This is a genomic window from Acidimicrobiia bacterium (assembly GCA_036271555.1).
GTDB lineage: Bacteria > Actinomycetota > Acidimicrobiia > IMCC26256 > PALSA-610 > DATBAK01.
The window spans coordinates 14,939-30,625 of record DATBAK010000041.1; the positions used below are offsets into that span (position 1 = coordinate 14,939).

Consider the following 15,687-nt stretch of genomic DNA (forward strand, 5'->3'; position numbering starts at 1 on the left):
CGCGTCGGTCAGGAGCCGACCTCGAGGCTCACCGCGAAGGAAGCGACTTCGCGATCGCGTCGGAGCAGTGCTCGACCGAGCCGAAGTGCGTGTCGAGCACCCACGCGCGCTTGAGATAGAGGTGCACGTCGACCTCCCAGGTGAAGCCCATGCCGCCGTACACCTGGGTCGCCGACTTGCCGTTGACGATCGCGGCCTCGCACGCGAGCACCTTCGCGGTCGCGATCGAACGGTCGAGTCCCGGAAGCTCCGGATCGTCGAGGTGCGCGCCCGCCGAGTACACGGCCGCGCGTGCGACCTCGGCGCGCACGAGCATGTCGGCGAGCAGGTGCTTGATCGCCTGGAACGAGCCGATCGGGCGGTCGAACTGCTCGCGCCCCTTCGCGTACTCCACGGCGAGCTCGGTGCCGCGCGTCGCGAGTCCGAGCGCGAACGCGGCCGTGAGCACCGAGCCCTGTCGGCGCCAGTCACGAGCGAGCGCGGCGTCGCCGATCCGCTCCCCCGCCGGCAACGATGCGACACGCGTCACCGGCGTGAGCGGATCGAGCGGCCACGGCGACGGATCGCCGTCGACCGCAGCAGCATCGACGGCCGCGATCCCGTCGTCGTCGAGCACGAGCACACGGTCGAGCGCGTCGAGATGCTCGACCATCGCGACCTCGCCGGCCGCGGCGCGGTCGACGCCGCCGACGATCCCCTCGACCGACCCGTGCGCGAGGCTGCCCGCGACCAACGGGCCCGGCACGCACGCGCGCCCGAGCTCCTCGAACACGACGACGCGATCGGCCCAACCGAATCCGTCGGCGCCGAGCGAGAACACGCCCGCCGCCGCGAGCTCGTCCCACATCACGCGATCGAAGCCGGCGCGGATGCGATCGGAACCGAAGCGGCCCGCGAGCAACGAGGCGATGCCGTCGCGCAGCGCGACCTGGTCGTCGGACAGCTCGAGGTCCATCAGCGCGGCTCCCGCGGCAGCCCGAGCACCCGCTCCGACACGATGTTGCGCTGGATCTGCGACGCGCCCGCCGCGATCGTGAGCGCCAAGGTTCGCAGCCGCTCCTCGACCAGCTCGTTGCCGTCGATCGCGAGCGCACCTCGGTCGAGCACGCGCAGGCACAGCTCACCGAAACGCTGGCGCGCTTCGGAGTACGCGAGCTTGGTGACCATCGCGCCCGCGCCGGGCGCGCCGTGGCGCACGGCCTGCGAGATCGAACGTTTCGTGAGCGCCCACAACCCGTCGAACTCGGCGGCGCAGCGACCGAGCTCGCGTCGGTACGCGGGGTCGGTGACGAGCGGCGCGACGTCTTCGACGAGTCGCAGACTGTCGACGAGCTCGCTGACGAACGCGGTGCCCCGCTCGAACGACAACGTCACGTTCGTCACGCGCCAGCCGTCGTTCTCCGCGCCCACGCGATTGCCGACCGGCACGCGCACGTCGTTGAGGAAGACCTCCGAGAACTCCGACGAGCCGAGCACCGTGCGCAACGGCCGGACGTCGATGCCGGGCGTGTCCATCGGCAGGATGAGCCACGAGATGCCTTTGTGCTTCGGCGCGTTCGGATCGGTGCGGACGAGGAACTCGCCGAAGTCGGCGATCTGTCCGAACGAGCACCAGATCTTCTGGCCGTTGAGGACGTAGTCGTCGCCGTCGCGATCGGCGCGGGTGCGGAGCGACGCGAGGTCCGAGCCCGCGCCGGGCTCGGAGAAGCCCTGGCACCAGACCTCGTCGCCGCGCAGGATGCGCGGCAGGTGCGCCGACTTCTGCTCGTCGGTGCCCTCGGCGATGAGCGTCGGGCCGGCGTGCAGGGTGCCGACGAAGTTCACGCCGACGTAGGGGGCACGGGCGCGGGTCGTCTCCTCGAGGAACACGAGCTGCTCGGTCGGCGACGCGCCCCGACCGCCGAACTCACTCGGCCACGCGAGCCCCGCGTACCCGGCGTCGAACAGCCGCCGCTGCCAGTCGGTGTCCCACGTGCGGCGCTCGGGCCACGCTTCGCGCCCGGGCTCCGGCGACAGCGTGGGCAGCGTCGCCTCGAGCCACTCGCGCAGCTGCGCGCGGAACTGCTCCTCCGACTCCGAGTACCGCAGCTCCATCGGCCGCGGAGCTTACGAGGACCACCTCGAAGCGCCGAATCCCGGCCCGCTCGGCACCGCGTGGGACCATGCGAGACGTGGACGAGGCGCCGATCAAGAAGGGCTGGACATGGGGGAAGCGTCTCTTCCTCGTCGGGTTCGTGCTCTTCGTCGGCGCCTGGGCGTGGGCGTTCTGGTACGGCTTTCACCGGCCGAAGCCCGAGCCGCTCGACGCCCGATCGGAGCGCGCGGCGACGGCCGTGTGTCGCACGGCGATCGACGACCTCCGGAGGCTCCCGCAAGTCGGTGGCGCGCCGACCGTTGCCATCCGGGTGCACCGCATCTCCGAGGAGAACGCGGCGCTGAGCCGGGTCGTCGACGGCCTGCGCGCCATCCACCCGACCGATCACAGCGGCGCGGAGGCGCTCACCGGCTTCACGAACGACTGGAAGGCCCTCGTCGCCGCGCGCCGGCGCTATGTGGACGAGCTCGCAGCGACCGGCAAGCGGCCGAAGTTCTACATCCCCATCGGGAACGGCGAGCCGATCACGATCCGCATGGGCGAGTACACCGACATCCACCATCTCGTCGACTGCAGCTCCGACAGCCTGCAGGGCGAGGTCGTCGAGGGCCGGCGGACATACCCGGCATAGGCGCCGCATAACGTGAGCGCGATGGGACGTCTGGACGGGAAGGTCGCGCTCATCACCGGCGGCGCGAGCGGCATGGGCCGCGTCGCGTGCGAGCTCTTCGCCGCCGAGGGGGCGCGGGTCGTCGTCGTCGACCTCACCGACGCGGGCGAGCAGGTCGCGACCGACATCCGCGCCGCCGGCCACGAAGCCACGTTCGTCACCGCCGACGTCGCGAACGCCGACGACTGCACGCGCATGGTCGCCACCGCGATGCGGACGTACCGAGGCCTGCACGTGCTCTACAACAACGCGGGCATCTTTCCGCCCGATGACGGCGGCACGCTCGAAACACCCGAGGCCACCTGGGACCGGGTGATGCAGGTGAACCTCAAAGGGGTCTGGCTCGGCTGCCGCGCGGGCATCCCGGCGATGCTCGAGTCGGGCGGCGGTTCGATCGTGAACGTCGCGTCGTTCGTCGCGATCGTCGGCGCCGCGACCGCGCAGATCGCGTACACGTCGAGCAAGGGCGGCGTGCTCGCGATGACGCGCGAGATGGCGGTCGAGTACGGCCGCAGTGGCATTCGCGCCAACTCGTTGTGTCCCGGTCCGATCGAGACGCCGCTGCTCGCGGAGCTGATGTCGGATCCGCAGCGGCGCGCGCGGCGCCTCGTGCACATCCCGATGGGTCGACTCGGGCAGGCGTCGGAGCTCGCGAAGGCCGCGCTCTTCCTCGCGTCGGACGACTCGTCGTTCATGACCGGCGCCGCGCTCGTCGTCGACGGCGGAATCACCGCCGCGTACGTCACGCCCGAGTAGCGCCTTCGGCGCGGCATCCTGGCAGCCCGTCAACTACGGTCCGCCCGGGGGTGCCCAGTGGTCCAGCCGACCGGCATGCTGAACGCGAGCGAGCTCGAGGACCGCGCGCGCCGCGGCGACATCGACACCGTGCTCGTCGTGTTCCCCGACCTCCAGGGTCGACTCGTCGGCAAGCGCGTGACCGGTCACTTCTGGTGCGAGCAGATGAAGGCCGGCGTCGGCGACATCCACGCGTGCAACTACCTGCTCGCGGTCGACTCGGAGATGACGGTGCTTCCCGGTTACGAGTTCGCGAGCTGGGAGAAGGGCTACGGCGACTTCGCGTTGCGGCCCGACCTCGACACGATCCGCGTGATCCCGTGGCTCGAGCGCACCGCGCTCGTGGTGTGCGATCTCTTCGACGAGACAACGAACGCGCCGATCGAGGTGTCGCCGCGCCGCATCCTGCAGCGGCAGGTCGCGCGCGCGGCGGCGCTCGGCTACTCGGTGATGATGGCGTCGGAGCTCGAGTTCTTCCTCTTCAAGGACTCACCCGACGAGGCCGCGGCGAAGGACTACACGAACCTCACGCCGCACTCGAACGTCATCGAGGACTACCACATCCTCCAGACGACGCGCGACGAGTACCTCATCCGCGCGATCCGCAACGGCATCGACGGCGCGGGCGTACCCGTCGAGTTCTCGAAGGGCGAGGCCGGCAAGGGTCAGCACGAGATCAACCTCGAGTACGCCGACCCGGTGACGATGGCCGATCGTCACGCGATCTACAAGAACGGCGCGAAGGAGATCGCGAGCGCGCACGGTCGTTCGATCACGTTCATGGCGAAGTACGCGATGGAAGAAGTCGGCTCGTCGTGCCACATCCACTCGAGTGTGTGGGACGCGAAGAGCGGCGGCGCGCTGATGTGGAGCGAAGACGACGCGCAGCACTTCTCGCCCGTGTTCCGCGGTTGGCTCGCGGGCTCGATCGCGGCGGGACGCGAGCTCGCGTGGATGTTCGCCCCGACCGTGAACTCGTACAAGCGCTACCAACCCGAGTCGTGGGCACCGACCGCGCTCGCGTGGGGGCTCGACAACCGCACGTGCGGGTACCGCGTCGTCGGGCACGGCGACTCGTACCGACTCGAGTCGCGCATCCCCGGCGCCGACGCGAATCCTTATCTCGCGTTCGCGGCGACGATCGCCGCGGGCCTGCACGGCATCACGAACGAGCTGGAGCCCCCCGCGCGCTTCGAAGGCAACGCGTACGTCGCTCCCGACGTCGCGCGCGTGCCGTGGAACATCGTCGAGGCGATCGACGCGTTCCGCACCAGCGCGATCGCGATCGAGGCGTTCGGTACCGACGTGCATGCGCATCTGCTCAACACCGCGGAACAGGAGTGGGCGATGTTCAACCGGGCGGTGACCGACTGGGAACGGCGGAGGAACTTCGACCAGTGGTGAGCCGCGACCCCGTCCTCATCGGCGTCGCGGGACGCCCGATCGCCGCCGGCAAGATCAGCTCGTCCGCTGCGGTCGGCGTCGGCGTCGGCTACCTCGCGGCGCTCGAGCGCGCCGGCGCCGAGCCCGTCGTCATCGGGCCCCGCCGGCTCGAGGCCGACGGCGCGCGCCTCCTGCTCGATCGCCTCGACGGACTCCTGTTCCTCGGCGGACCCGACGTCGACCCGCTGCTGTACGGCGGGACGCGCCACGCGACGATCGTCGGTACCGATGTGAGCGACGACCGGTTCGAGATCGCGATGCTGAAGGCCGCGCTCGCCGCCGACGTCCCCGCGCTCGCGATCTGCCGCGGCATCCAGGTCCTGAACGTCGCGCTCGGCGGCACGCTCGTCCCGCACCTGCCCGATCGGCCCGCCGTCGGCGCGCACGGCCGGCCGGGCACACCCAAGGGCGCGGCGATGAACGACGTGACGCTGGTCGCGGGCTCGTTGCTCGCGAAGACGATGGATGCGGAGCGGGTCGCGTGCTCGTGCCATCACCACCAGGCGCTCGACCGCATCGGCGACGGCCTGCGGATCGTCGCGCAGGCCGACGACGGCGTGATCGAGGGCGCCGAGGTCGACGGCGCGTGGATGATCGCCGTGCAGTGGCACCCCGAGGACACCGCGGCCGACGACGCCGCGCAGCAACGTCTCTTCGACGGCCTCGTCACCGAAGCGCGCAGCCGGCGCTAGATGTACTCGGAAACGTGAGCGGCTGAGCCCGCGAGCGGAGCGAGCAGGGGCGGCCACGCCTTCTTCCGCCCCGCGTCACGGAGCGGCGAGCGGAGCGAGCGCGACCAGAATTACTGCTCTACGAGCGCGTCGAGGCCGGTGATGCGCAGGAGCTCGCGCATCGGCGGCGAGAGCTCGCGCACGAACAGGGTGATGTCGCGCGTGGCCGCGGCGTCGGCCGCGCGCACCAGCGCCGACAGGCCGGTCGAGTCGCAGAACTGCAGGTGACCCGCGTCGACGACGATGCGACCGATCTCGTGTGCGACCGCGCGCTCGATGGCCTCGTCGATCTGGAACCGCGCGTCGGACGCGCAGTACAGGTCGAGCTCGCCGTCGAGCCCGACGACGAGCTCCTCGGCGCTGCGGGTGATCGTCACCCGCAGCCGCGGCGCGTGCGCCTGCGCCCGGTGGTGATCATCGAGGTCCCGGCCGTCCGGGTTGGAGTGCTCGCCGTGCTCCACCGTCGTACTGCGTTCCTTCGCTACGTCGCTCCGGTCAGCAGGCCCCGTGCGTACGCGGCCTGCCCGGCATGTTGAAGGTCGTCGGCAATGACGCTCACGAGCCTGATACCCAGCGTCACCGGCGGATCCCAATTCTCGTCCACGATTCCGTCGAGGTCACGCGCCGATAGCCCCTCCACGAAGCGGGCGGTCGCTGCGTGGACCTCGTCGAAGTAGCCCAACAGCGTGTCGGCGCCCGCCCGCACGGCCGCGACCTCGTCCGGCGAGTGGCCGTAGCCGGTGTCGGAGGCGTCGAGCGGCAGGCGGAACCGCTCGAACCATCCGGAAGCGGTCCAAACCTGGTCTTGTCCCGCGACACTCGCGACGTGGTCGTCCTGGATGCGGGTGAGGTGCCAGATCAGCCAGGCGATCGAGTTGCCGTCCTCGTCCGGTCGGGCCGCGAGCAGGTCGGGTTCGAGGCCCTCGACCACGCCGTGCACGATGCCGTGCACCCGGTCGAACGCGTCTCCGAGCAAGTCGGCAATGTCCATGCGCCCGTGCTACCCCGATCCGGGCGCCTGCGACCCGAGCAGGTCGGCGACGAGGCGGAGGTCGGACACGAGACCGGCGAAGAGCGTGTCGCGCTCGTCCTCGCCGCGCAGCACCGCGGACGGGTGGATCGTCGCCAGCGCGCGGCGGTCGCCGATCCACTGCCATTCCCCGCGATGTTGCGTGAGCCGGAACGAGAGCCCGAACACGGCCTGCGCCGCGGTCGCGCCGAGGCACACGACGACCTCGGGCCCGATCGCGTCGAGCTCGCCCTGCCACCACGGCCGGCACGCACGGATCTCGCGACCGTTCGGCTTCTGGTGCAGTCGGCGCTTGCCGCGCGGCGTCCACTTGAAGTGCTTCACCGCGTTCGTGAGGTACACCGAGGCCCGCTCGATCCCCGCGTCCTCGAGCGCGTCGTCGAGCACCCGGCCCGCGGGTCCGACGAACGGACGGCCCTCGACGTCCTCGCGGTCGCCGGGCTGCTCCCCGATCATCACCACGCGGGCCGAGCCCGGACCTTCACCGAAGACGGTCTGCGTCGCGTGCTCGTACAGGTCACACGCAGTGCACGTGCTCGCCTCGACCCGCAGCTGTTCGAGGTCCCGGGCTCCCACAATCCCGCACCCGTACCCCCGTGGCGCGGCCGTCAATCGATCGGCGGCGACGCGACGGCGGCGGGCGTCGCGGGAAGGATGCGGTCGAGCACGAACACCCAGGCGAGGGTGACGATCGACGCGATCACGATCACGAGGGCGAGCGCGCCGCTCCCTGAAGCCGACAGGAGCTGCCCGATCACCCAGGGCAGGAGCAGCCCGCCGATCGACGACGCGACCATGAACCACGACGTCGCCGAGCCGGTGAGCGGGAGATGCTCGTTCGCGAACGCGAGCATCGACGCGAACTGCGGCGCGAGGCCGAGCGCGAAGAAGATCGTCGCGATCCACACCGGTATGCCGCGGCCCCGCGCGACGGCGAACGCGACGGCCGCAACGGTGCTGAGACTGCAGCCCGCGAAGAGGAGCACGCTCGTGCGCACGCGCGCCGCGAGCCCGACACCACCGAGCCGGCCGGTCGTGAACGCGGCCCAGAACACGGCGGTGATCGCGGCGCCGCTCGCGGAGCCACCGAGGTGCACCGCCTGCGCGTACGTCGCGATCCAACCCGAGAACCCCACCTCGATCCCGACGTAGAGGCCGAAGAACACCGCGACTGCAAGTACGAGTCGCGGCGGCGCGTGCTCGCCGCGCGCGTGCTCCTCGACGTCGACCGCGCGCGGCGACGGATACGCCGCGACGATCGCCGCGGCGAGCACCGCGACGCACGCGGCTCCGAGGTACGCGAGCCGGACCGTGCCCCGCAGTGCGAGCGCGCGGTTGACGAGCAACGGCGAGAGCAACGCGCCGACACCAAAGAGGAAGTGCAGCGCGTTGATCGTCGACGCGGGCGCGGGATGACGGGCCCAGAGCAGGAGCGTGTTGCTCCCGACCTCGATGACGCCGAGCGCGAGCCCGAGGAACGCGAATGCGGCGCACAGCGTGACGATCGATCCCGCGCGCGTCACGAGCAGCAGGCCGACCGCCATCCACGCGAGCGCGCCACCGAGGAGCCGGTGCCCGAGGCCCCGGTCGAAGCCGCGTCCACCGATCACCGCGCCGGCGAGGTAGCCCGCCGACTGCGCGACGAACACGAAGCTGATCGCACCGACGCTCGCGTGCACCTGCCGGCGCAGGCTCGGCAGCGCGGGACCGAGCATGCCCAGCACGATGCCGAGCACGACGAACGTGGAGAGATATGCGACGAGCGGATCGCGAGAACGCGTCACTCCGCGAACGCGCGACCGACGTCCTCCAGGAAGCGTGCGACACCGCCCGCGTCGGCGAGGTTGCGACCGAGCCCGACGCTGGCGCTCGTGACCCCGCGCGCCGCGAGCGGCTCGGCCGCGGCGCGGGTCGCGGGACCGTCGAGCCGCCCGCTCGCATCGAACACAGGCCTCAACGTCTCGCGCAGCTCGAGGGTTTTCGGGTCGCGACCCGCGGCCGTGTACGCGGCCTGCAGCCGTGCGATCCCGTCGAGCAGCTCGTCGGGCGTCGTCGTATAGATCGGCAACCAGCCCGCGCCGAGCTCGGCCATGAGGTCGACCATCGCCGGCGTCGCCGCGGTGCCGAACGAGAGCGGTACACCGCCCGCCTGAATCGGTCGCGGCTCGCACCAGATCTCGCGGAACGACACCGTCTCCGACTCGAACGACACCGGCGGTTCCTGCGTCCACAGCGCCACGCACGCACGCAGCTGGTCGACGAACATCTGCGGGCGCTCACGGAACGCGATGCCTTCGGCCAGGTACTCCTCGCGCTGCCAGCCGAGGCCGACACCGAGGTCGAGGCGGCCGTTCGACACGCGATCGAGGGTTGCCGCGAGCTTGGCGAGCAGGACCGCGGGACGCAGCGGCGAGATGAGGATGCCGGTGCCGAGCCGCACGCGCTCGGTCGCGCCCGCGATCGCGGCGAGCAGGATCATCGGCTCGGGCCAGGGCTCGAGCGGACCGTACGGGAACGTGCCGAACGGGTAGCGGTCGGTGCGCGCGCCCATCACGACGTGGTCGGGCAGCACGAGCTGGTGCACGCCCGCCGCGTCCGCGGCCTTCGCGGCGTCGACGACCGCGCGCAGGTCGTTGTCGAAGAGGCGCGAGAAGCCCGAGATCGTGACGCTGACCTGCACGCGCCGCTCAGTCCTTCGCGAGCAGCCGCGCTCGCAGCTCGTGCTTGGGCACCTTGCCGCTCGGGTTCCGGGGCATGACCTCGAGGATCTCCAATCGCTCCGGGATCTTCTGCGTCATGAGACCCGACTCCTTGCAGAACTGGAAGATCTCCTGCAGCGTCGGCGCATCCTTCGGGTCGGCGGGCACGACGCACGCGACCACCATCTCGCCGCGCTCCGCGTCGGCGATGCCGAGGACCGCGACGTCGGTCACCTTCGGATGGCCGAAGAGCATGTCCTCGACCTCCTTCGCGCTCACGTTCTCGCCCTTGCGGATGATCACGTCCTTGAGCCGGCCGGTGATGACGACCGCGCCGTACGGATCGAAGCGCGCGAGGTCGCCGGTGCGGAAGAAGCCGTCGGGCGTGAACGCGGCCGCGTCGAGCGACGCGTCGACGTAGCCGCGCATGAGCGACGGTCCGCGCGCGACGAGCTCGCCCTCCTCCCCCGCCGCGACTTCGCGGAGCTCGCGGTCGACGAGCCGGATCTCGACGCCTTCGTTCGGCGTGCCCTCTCCATCACGCTTCGAGTCGTCGGACGCGTCGATGTCGGTCTGCGAGAGGATCGGCATCTCGGTGAGCCCGTAGCCCGACGTGATGCCCACGCTCGTCGGGACCGCTTCCATGAGGTCGTAGTGCAACGGCGGCGGCTTCGCGGATCCGCCGCTCGGGAAGGCGCGGATCGTGCGGTACGCCTCGGGGTCGTTACGGGCCTCGACGAGCAGCGCGGCATGGATCGCGGGCGCACCGTTGCCGAGCGTCATCGAATGCGTCTTGATGAGCTCGGTCGACGCGGCCGCGGTCCACGCCTCCATGAGCACCGCGGTCGAGCCGGTGAGCAACGGCGTGAAGACACCGATGATGATCCCGCCGACGTGCGTGAACGGGAAGGCGACGAGTGCGAGGTCGTCCTCGACGACGTGCGTCTTCTTCGCGTAGCCGATCGCCGCGGCCATCACCGAGCGGTCGGTGTGGCGCGCGCCCTTCGGATCGGCGGTCGTGCCCGACGTGTAGAAGATCCACCGCACCGGCGCGGCCGCGGGGTCGTCGGGCGGCGTCGACGCGGGCGTCAGCTTCGCGGGATCGCCGCTCGGGTTGAAATGGTCGGCGACGAGCGTCTGCAGGCCCGGCCGCTCCGCCGCAACCTGCTGCGCGAGCGCGGCGTAGTCGAAGCGGTTCCATTCCGACGGCGTGATCAGCAGCTTGCAGTTCGTCTGCTGCGTGATGAACGACACCTCGCGGAAGCGGTAGATCGGCAGCATCGGGTTCTGTACCGCGCCGAGGCGACACAGCGCGCCGACGAGCACCGCGGACTCCGTCCACGTCGGCAGCTGCCACGAGACGTTCGTGTCCTCGCCGACGCCGAGCGCCGCGTATCCCGCGGCCGCTTCGAGGACCATGTCGCGGTACTGCGCGAACGTCGTCTTGCGATCGCCGTCGACGAGCATGATCCGATCCGGCGACGCGTCGGCACGTCGATCGATCAGCTCCCACACGGATCTCGCGTCATCCATCATCACGGACGCACTCGGGATGGGACCGGCCGCGTTCTTGTGGCTTTCGACCCTCCGACCCTCACGCGGTGAGGCCGCCGTCGACGGAGACGATCGACCCGGTCATGTAACGACAGTCGTCCGACGCGACGAACGCCACGATGTTCGCGATCTCGGCGGGGGTGCTGTTGCCGAGCGGCGTCATGATCGCGCGCAGGTCCTTGAGGTTCGCGCCCTCGGGAAGCTCCATGAACGCGCTCTGCAACGGCGTCTCGATGCCACCCGGCGCGATGCAGTTCACACGCACCTTGCGGCGCAGGTACTCGACCGCGAGCGCCTTCGTGAGGTTGACCACTCCCGCCTTCGACGAGCAGTACGCCGCGCTGTACGGCTGACCCATGAGGCCGGCGTTGGATGCGATCGTGACGACGCTGCCGCCGCCGTCGAGGAGGTGCGGGAGCGCGGCCTGCACGGTGAGGAACGTGCCCGTGAGGTTGACGCCGATGATGCGCTGCCAATCGGCAGGTGGCATCTCGTGACTGTTGTAGAAGCGACCGATGCCCGCGCACGTCACGACGAGCTCGGGCCGGCCGAGCGCGCTCGCGCCGCTCGCGACCGCGGCGCGCACCGAATCCGCGTCGGACACGTCGGCGCGGAACGCCACCGCGCTTCCGCCGTCGGCCTCGATCGCCTTCGCGGTCTCCTCGACCGCGTCCTCGGCGATGTCGAGGCACGCGACCTTCGCGCCCTCGCTCGCGAGCTTCTGTGCCGTCGCGCGCCCGAGGCCGGAACCTGCCCCCGTCACGATCGCGACCCGTCCGTCGAAGCGGCCCATCATGCTCCCGCGTCCGCGGTCGCGCCCGCTGCGCGACACCGATCGCGGGAATCTAACGCGGCGTCAGATTCGGGGTCAGGTGCGCCGGCGGCTGGACGCGAAGGTGCCCCGGGCCGTAGCGCCGGGGCACCCCGCATTCACTCGATGGAGATGGATTGGATCAGGTCTTGTTGCCCTTGATGGTGCCGGTCACGGTCGAGTCGAACGCCGTGCCCGTCACCCGCACCCGCATCGTGAACGTCTCGCCGCCTTCCTTGACCCCGTCGAGGTTCGTCGGGACCAGTGCCGTCGCGGTGAGACTCTGCGACGGGACCACGATCGTCTGCGTGGTCGGGCACGCCGAGTAGCTGTAGTCGGCCGGCGATGTCGCGGTGCCCGCAGTCGTGCAGAACGTCACCGAGGTCGCCGTCGCCATTGGGTACTTGATCGTGAGCGTGAAGGGAATCGACCCGCCCTCGATCGCCGACCCTCCGTGTGCCGTCGCCTTCAAGTCGTCGTTGAGCAACGTGATCGTCGTGCTGGAGGCGCCCAGCGTCGCTCCGACCGCGTTCGACAGGTTGACGGTGAAGCTCTCGTTCTTCTCGGGAGTCGTGTCGCCCTTGATCGTGACCGCGATCAGACCCTGCGTCTGACCCGCCGGGATCGTGAGCGTTCCCGCCGACTTGACGAAGTCAGCGGTCGAGGCCGTGCCCTTCGTCGTCGTGTACTGCACGGAGACGTTGTTCGGCAGCGGGCTCGAAAGGTTGACGGGCACGTACTGGATGTACAGCCCGCTGCTCCCCTCGGCCATCGGCGGAATCGTGCCGATCGACACCGACGAACCGCATGTCGAGCTCAGGTTCGAGCTCGTGAGCCAGTTCGCGAACGTGACGCCGGAGCTGACCTTGTCGCCGGAACCCGAGCCTGCTTCCGACGGTCCGGACGCCGAGCCCCACCAGTTGCACGTGCCCTCGAGCGACGTACCCAACGTGCCCGACGCGACCGAGATGCCCTCGTTCGTGTCGCCACTGAACGAGTTGCGGTTGACCTTGAACAGGTTGCTCAGGGTCGCCGCGGGACCGTCGTTCGCGACGCGGACGCCGTTGTAGTCACCGCTGAAGGTGTTGTGGTTGATGTCGACACCGGTGCCGACGAACGTCGGGTTCTGGAACGTCCGGATGCCGGAGCCCCGGTTCGAGCTCATCAACGGCGTGTCGTTCTGGATGTTCGTGAAGCTGTTCGTCGTGATCGAGAGCGGGCCGAGTGTGTCGGCCAACAGGATCCCGTACTGGTGGATGTTGCTGAACGTGTTCCCCGAAACCGTGCCGCTGACCTGACTCAGGTTGATGGCCGGGACCCCGTCGGTGTCGGTCAGGTTCGAGAAGGTGTTGCCGGTGATGGTGACCGCGGCCTGGTTCGACCCGACCGTCCCCCACGGGCACACGACGCACGAACCCGGCGAACCCGACTGAGCGATGCTGTCGAACTTGTTGTTCGTGATGACCGAGGTCGCCGCGGAGTCGTCGAAGATCAGCGCGTCGAAGTACGCGGAGCTGTTGACGAGGTTGTTGGTGAAGGTGAGGTGGTTGTTTCCCTGCAACGAGAGCAGCAGCCCACCGGTGTGCTGGCCACCGTTGAACGTCGGATGGAATCCGTTGATCGTGACCGGATCGGCCGTCGTGACGTTGAACACGCTGCCCGAGACACCCGACCACGACACCGTGCTTTCTGGCGCGCGGCTCGCGGCGCCGGCCGTACCGGCGTTGGCACCGTTCAGCGTCATGCCCCTCGGGATCGTCACCGACTCGGTGTAGGTACCAGCGGCGACGTTCACCGTGCCGCCGGCCGACACCTTGTTGACTGCGGCTTGGATCGTCGCGACCGGGTCGTTCGCGTTCCCCGTGTTGAAGTCGCTGCCCGTCGCCGCGTTGACGTAGCAGGTCGTGGTGCAGTCAGGCTCGAAGTCGAACACCGTGTTGTTGCCCGACACGCCGACGACCATGTCGTCGACGTTGCCCTGGAAGGTGCCGCCGGTGCCGATGTTCGGACCCATGCCGTCGATGACCTTGGCGTCCGGGTAGTCGGTCTTGATCTGCGCGAACGTCGAGTAGCAGCCCGCGCTCTGCGACGCGCAGTCGAAGACCTTGCCGGACGGGCTCGTGACCTGGTGCGTCGAGTACCAGCGCGGCGTGTTGTCGGTGTAGGCGTCCCAGTTCTGCCACACGGTGTCGTGGTACTGGGTCGGGTCCGGCACGTACACGAAGGTCGTGTAGCCGTTCCCGTCGCCGGGTGGCGTCACCTCGATGTTCAGCGTCGGCATCTGCCCGCCACCCGTGCGGTAGGTCTGGTAGCTCAGCGCCGTGATGTCGGCGAGATTCACCGGAGTCGCGTTGCAGGTCGGGAAGCCGGTCGCGCACGGCCCGAATTGGTTCGTCACGAGCCACTCGTGCTGACCCTCGGTCATCCCCATCGCGAGCGATCCGGCGCCCAGCGGCTGACCCGTCGGACCGGCAACCCAGCCCACCGTTCCGCTGTGCGTGTTGGTGTCCTGGAACGCCCACTCCTGTTGCGGCGTCGTGTTCTTGATGCCGGCCTGGTCGCCGGCACCGACGATGACGGTCGTCGTCGTCGCGCCGGCCGCGGTGGCCGACAACGCGACGTATCCCGCCATCCCACCGATCATCGTCAGCACCGCGCCAAGCGCGGCACACCGTCTCATTGCGCGTTTGATCAAAGCGTCCCTCCCCCACGGTCGGACGCGTCTCGCGCGCCGACACCTGCCCCTGATGTCCACGCGGTCCCCGCGACCGCGCCCGGTGTTTCTACCGAGCGGCCTTTCGCGCATCAAGGCTTACGAGCGTGAAAAAGGCCCAACGAAAGCGAGACGAAACGCGTACGCCTGCGGCGCGACAGCCCGCCGGGGGTGAGGGCCTCCCGGCAGGCCGTCTCCGCCTCGGGCCCCCTTGGGGGGATGGGGCCTGGAAGCGTGCCGAGGGCTCATCGGCCCTGCCCCGGCGAAGTTGAGTCGCGCCCCGAAGCTCACTCCGCGTGCCGGGAAGGCCGCTCGCTAGCATCCGCCCGGCTCACACGACGGAGGACATCGATGGCCCAGCAGGAGCTCGGAAGCGGCGACACGCGACGCAAGCCGATCGCACTCGGCGGCGCGCTCGTCACGATGGTCGAGCCCCATCGCGGTCACGAGGTCGCGTACAACCGTTGGTACGAGCGCGACCACTTCTATGCGGGCTGCCTCATCGGCGCGTGGACGATCTCCGGCGCGCGCTACGTGGCCACGGCGGATCTCAAGAAGCTCCGTTATCCCGAGCGCTCGCCCGTCTGCCCCGATCCGACGAGCGGCTCGTACGTGTCGATCTACTGGATCCTCGCGGGCAAGTTCGGCGAGTGGATGAAGTGGGGCACGGATCAGGTCAACTGGCTGCACGCGAACGACCGGATGTTCGAGCACCGCGACCACATCCACACCGTGATGTACCGCTTCCGCGGCGAGTTCCCCGGCCACGCCGACGCGGTGCCCGTCGAGCTCGCGCTCGACCACCGTTCGCCGTACCTCGTCATGGTCGTCGCCGAGCCGGCCGACGGTGTCGAGCTCGACGCGGTCGACGAGTGGTTCCGTGCACGCGATCTCGGCGCCGAGGTCATGGCCGAGTTCACCCCGGTGCCGTTGCAGGGCGACGCGCCGAAGGACGTACCGCGCGACTCCGCGGCAAACCGCTTCACGCAGCTGTACTTCGTCGATGACGACCTGCCCGCGGTGTGGGACGCGAAGTTCGCGTCGCTCGGCGCGGACCTCGAGCGCGACGGCATCGGGCGCGCGGTTTTCGTGTCGCCGTTCCGGGCGACCGTTCCCGGGACCGACACGTACACCGACCAGCTGTGG

At 69.9% G+C, this 15,687-nt stretch carries 15 protein-coding genes; 5 read left to right on the forward strand and 10 right to left on the reverse strand.

Annotation, left to right across the window (positions count from 1 at the left end; all coding sequences use genetic code 11):
- Positions 1-28: 28 nt before the first annotated feature.
- Both VH914_11105 and VH914_11110 read right to left on the reverse strand, forming a co-directional pair.
- The gene (locus VH914_11105; protein HEX4491746.1) at positions 29-955 is read right to left on the reverse strand and encodes an acyl-CoA dehydrogenase family protein; all 927 of its coding nucleotides are present in this window, start codon (positions 953-955) and stop codon (positions 29-31) included.
- The gene (locus VH914_11110) at positions 955-2,094 is read right to left on the reverse strand and encodes an acyl-CoA dehydrogenase family protein (GenBank protein ID HEX4491747.1); all 1,140 of its coding nucleotides are present in this window, start codon (positions 2,092-2,094) and stop codon (positions 955-957) included. The genes VH914_11105 and VH914_11110 overlap by 1 nt, the downstream gene beginning before the upstream one ends.
- A gap of 77 nt (positions 2,095-2,171) precedes the next feature.
- Here VH914_11110 and VH914_11115 point away from each other — a divergent pair, with 77 nt between their 5' ends.
- Genes VH914_11115 through VH914_11130 form a run of 4 tightly spaced genes read left to right on the forward strand, consistent with a single transcriptional unit; the run spans position 2,172 to position 5,695 of the window.
- Complete coding sequence (locus VH914_11115; protein HEX4491748.1) at positions 2,172-2,726, forward strand: hypothetical protein; 555 nt, start codon at positions 2,172-2,174, stop codon at positions 2,724-2,726.
- Between the two features lie 21 nt (positions 2,727-2,747).
- Positions 2,748-3,521 carry a glucose 1-dehydrogenase gene (locus tag VH914_11120; protein ID HEX4491749.1) on the forward strand — a complete coding sequence of 258 codons (774 nt, stop codon included), beginning with the start codon at positions 2,748-2,750 and terminating at the stop codon, positions 3,519-3,521.
- A 57-nt stretch (positions 3,522-3,578) separates the two neighbouring features.
- Entirely contained in the window at positions 3,579-4,964 is a 1,386-nt protein-coding gene (locus VH914_11125; GenBank protein ID HEX4491750.1) for a glutamine synthetase family protein, read from the forward strand.
- Positions 4,961-5,695 (forward strand): gamma-glutamyl-gamma-aminobutyrate hydrolase family protein, encoded by a 735-nt coding sequence (locus VH914_11130; GenBank protein ID HEX4491751.1) that lies wholly within the window; start codon positions 4,961-4,963, stop codon positions 5,693-5,695. The genes VH914_11125 and VH914_11130 overlap by 4 nt, the downstream gene beginning before the upstream one ends.
- 110 nt (positions 5,696-5,805) lie before the next feature.
- On the opposite strand, the gene VH914_11135 is transcribed toward VH914_11130, so the two are convergent.
- From VH914_11135 to VH914_11170, 8 genes are all read right to left on the reverse strand, one after another.
- Positions 5,806-6,195 (reverse strand): STAS domain-containing protein, encoded by a 390-nt coding sequence (locus VH914_11135; GenBank protein ID HEX4491752.1) that lies wholly within the window; start codon positions 6,193-6,195, stop codon positions 5,806-5,808.
- 20 nt (positions 6,196-6,215) lie between these two features.
- Positions 6,216-6,725 carry a DinB family protein gene (locus VH914_11140; protein ID HEX4491753.1) on the reverse strand — a complete coding sequence of 170 codons (510 nt, stop codon included), beginning with the start codon at positions 6,723-6,725 and terminating at the stop codon, positions 6,216-6,218.
- A 9-nt stretch (positions 6,726-6,734) separates the two neighbouring features.
- A complete protein-coding gene (locus tag VH914_11145) occupies positions 6,735-7,343 on the reverse strand; it encodes a UdgX family uracil-DNA binding protein (GenBank protein HEX4491754.1) in 609 nt (202 codons plus the stop codon).
- 29 nt (positions 7,344-7,372) lie between these two features.
- Positions 7,373-8,548, reverse strand: coding sequence for an MFS transporter (locus VH914_11150; protein ID HEX4491755.1), 1,176 nt, complete (start codon positions 8,546-8,548; stop codon positions 7,373-7,375).
- Positions 8,545-9,444, reverse strand: coding sequence for a TIGR03619 family F420-dependent LLM class oxidoreductase (locus VH914_11155; GenBank protein ID HEX4491756.1), 900 nt, complete (start codon positions 9,442-9,444; stop codon positions 8,545-8,547). The genes VH914_11150 and VH914_11155 overlap by 4 nt, the downstream gene beginning before the upstream one ends.
- 7 nt (positions 9,445-9,451) lie before the next feature.
- On the reverse strand, positions 9,452-10,978 hold the full coding sequence (locus tag VH914_11160; protein ID HEX4491757.1) for an AMP-binding protein: 1,527 nt from the start codon (positions 10,976-10,978) through the stop codon (positions 9,452-9,454).
- Between the two features lie 79 nt (positions 10,979-11,057).
- Complete coding sequence (locus VH914_11165) at positions 11,058-11,849, reverse strand: SDR family NAD(P)-dependent oxidoreductase (GenBank protein ID HEX4491758.1); 792 nt, start codon at positions 11,847-11,849, stop codon at positions 11,058-11,060.
- Between the two features lie 121 nt (positions 11,850-11,970).
- Positions 11,971-14,472 carry a Calx-beta domain-containing protein gene (locus tag VH914_11170; GenBank protein HEX4491759.1) on the reverse strand — a complete coding sequence of 834 codons (2,502 nt, stop codon included), beginning with the start codon at positions 14,470-14,472 and terminating at the stop codon, positions 11,971-11,973.
- A gap of 420 nt (positions 14,473-14,892) precedes the next feature.
- Here VH914_11170 and VH914_11175 point away from each other — a divergent pair.
- Positions 14,893-15,687 (forward strand): hypothetical protein (locus tag VH914_11175; protein HEX4491760.1); only part of this gene is annotated, 795 nt, incomplete at its 3' end.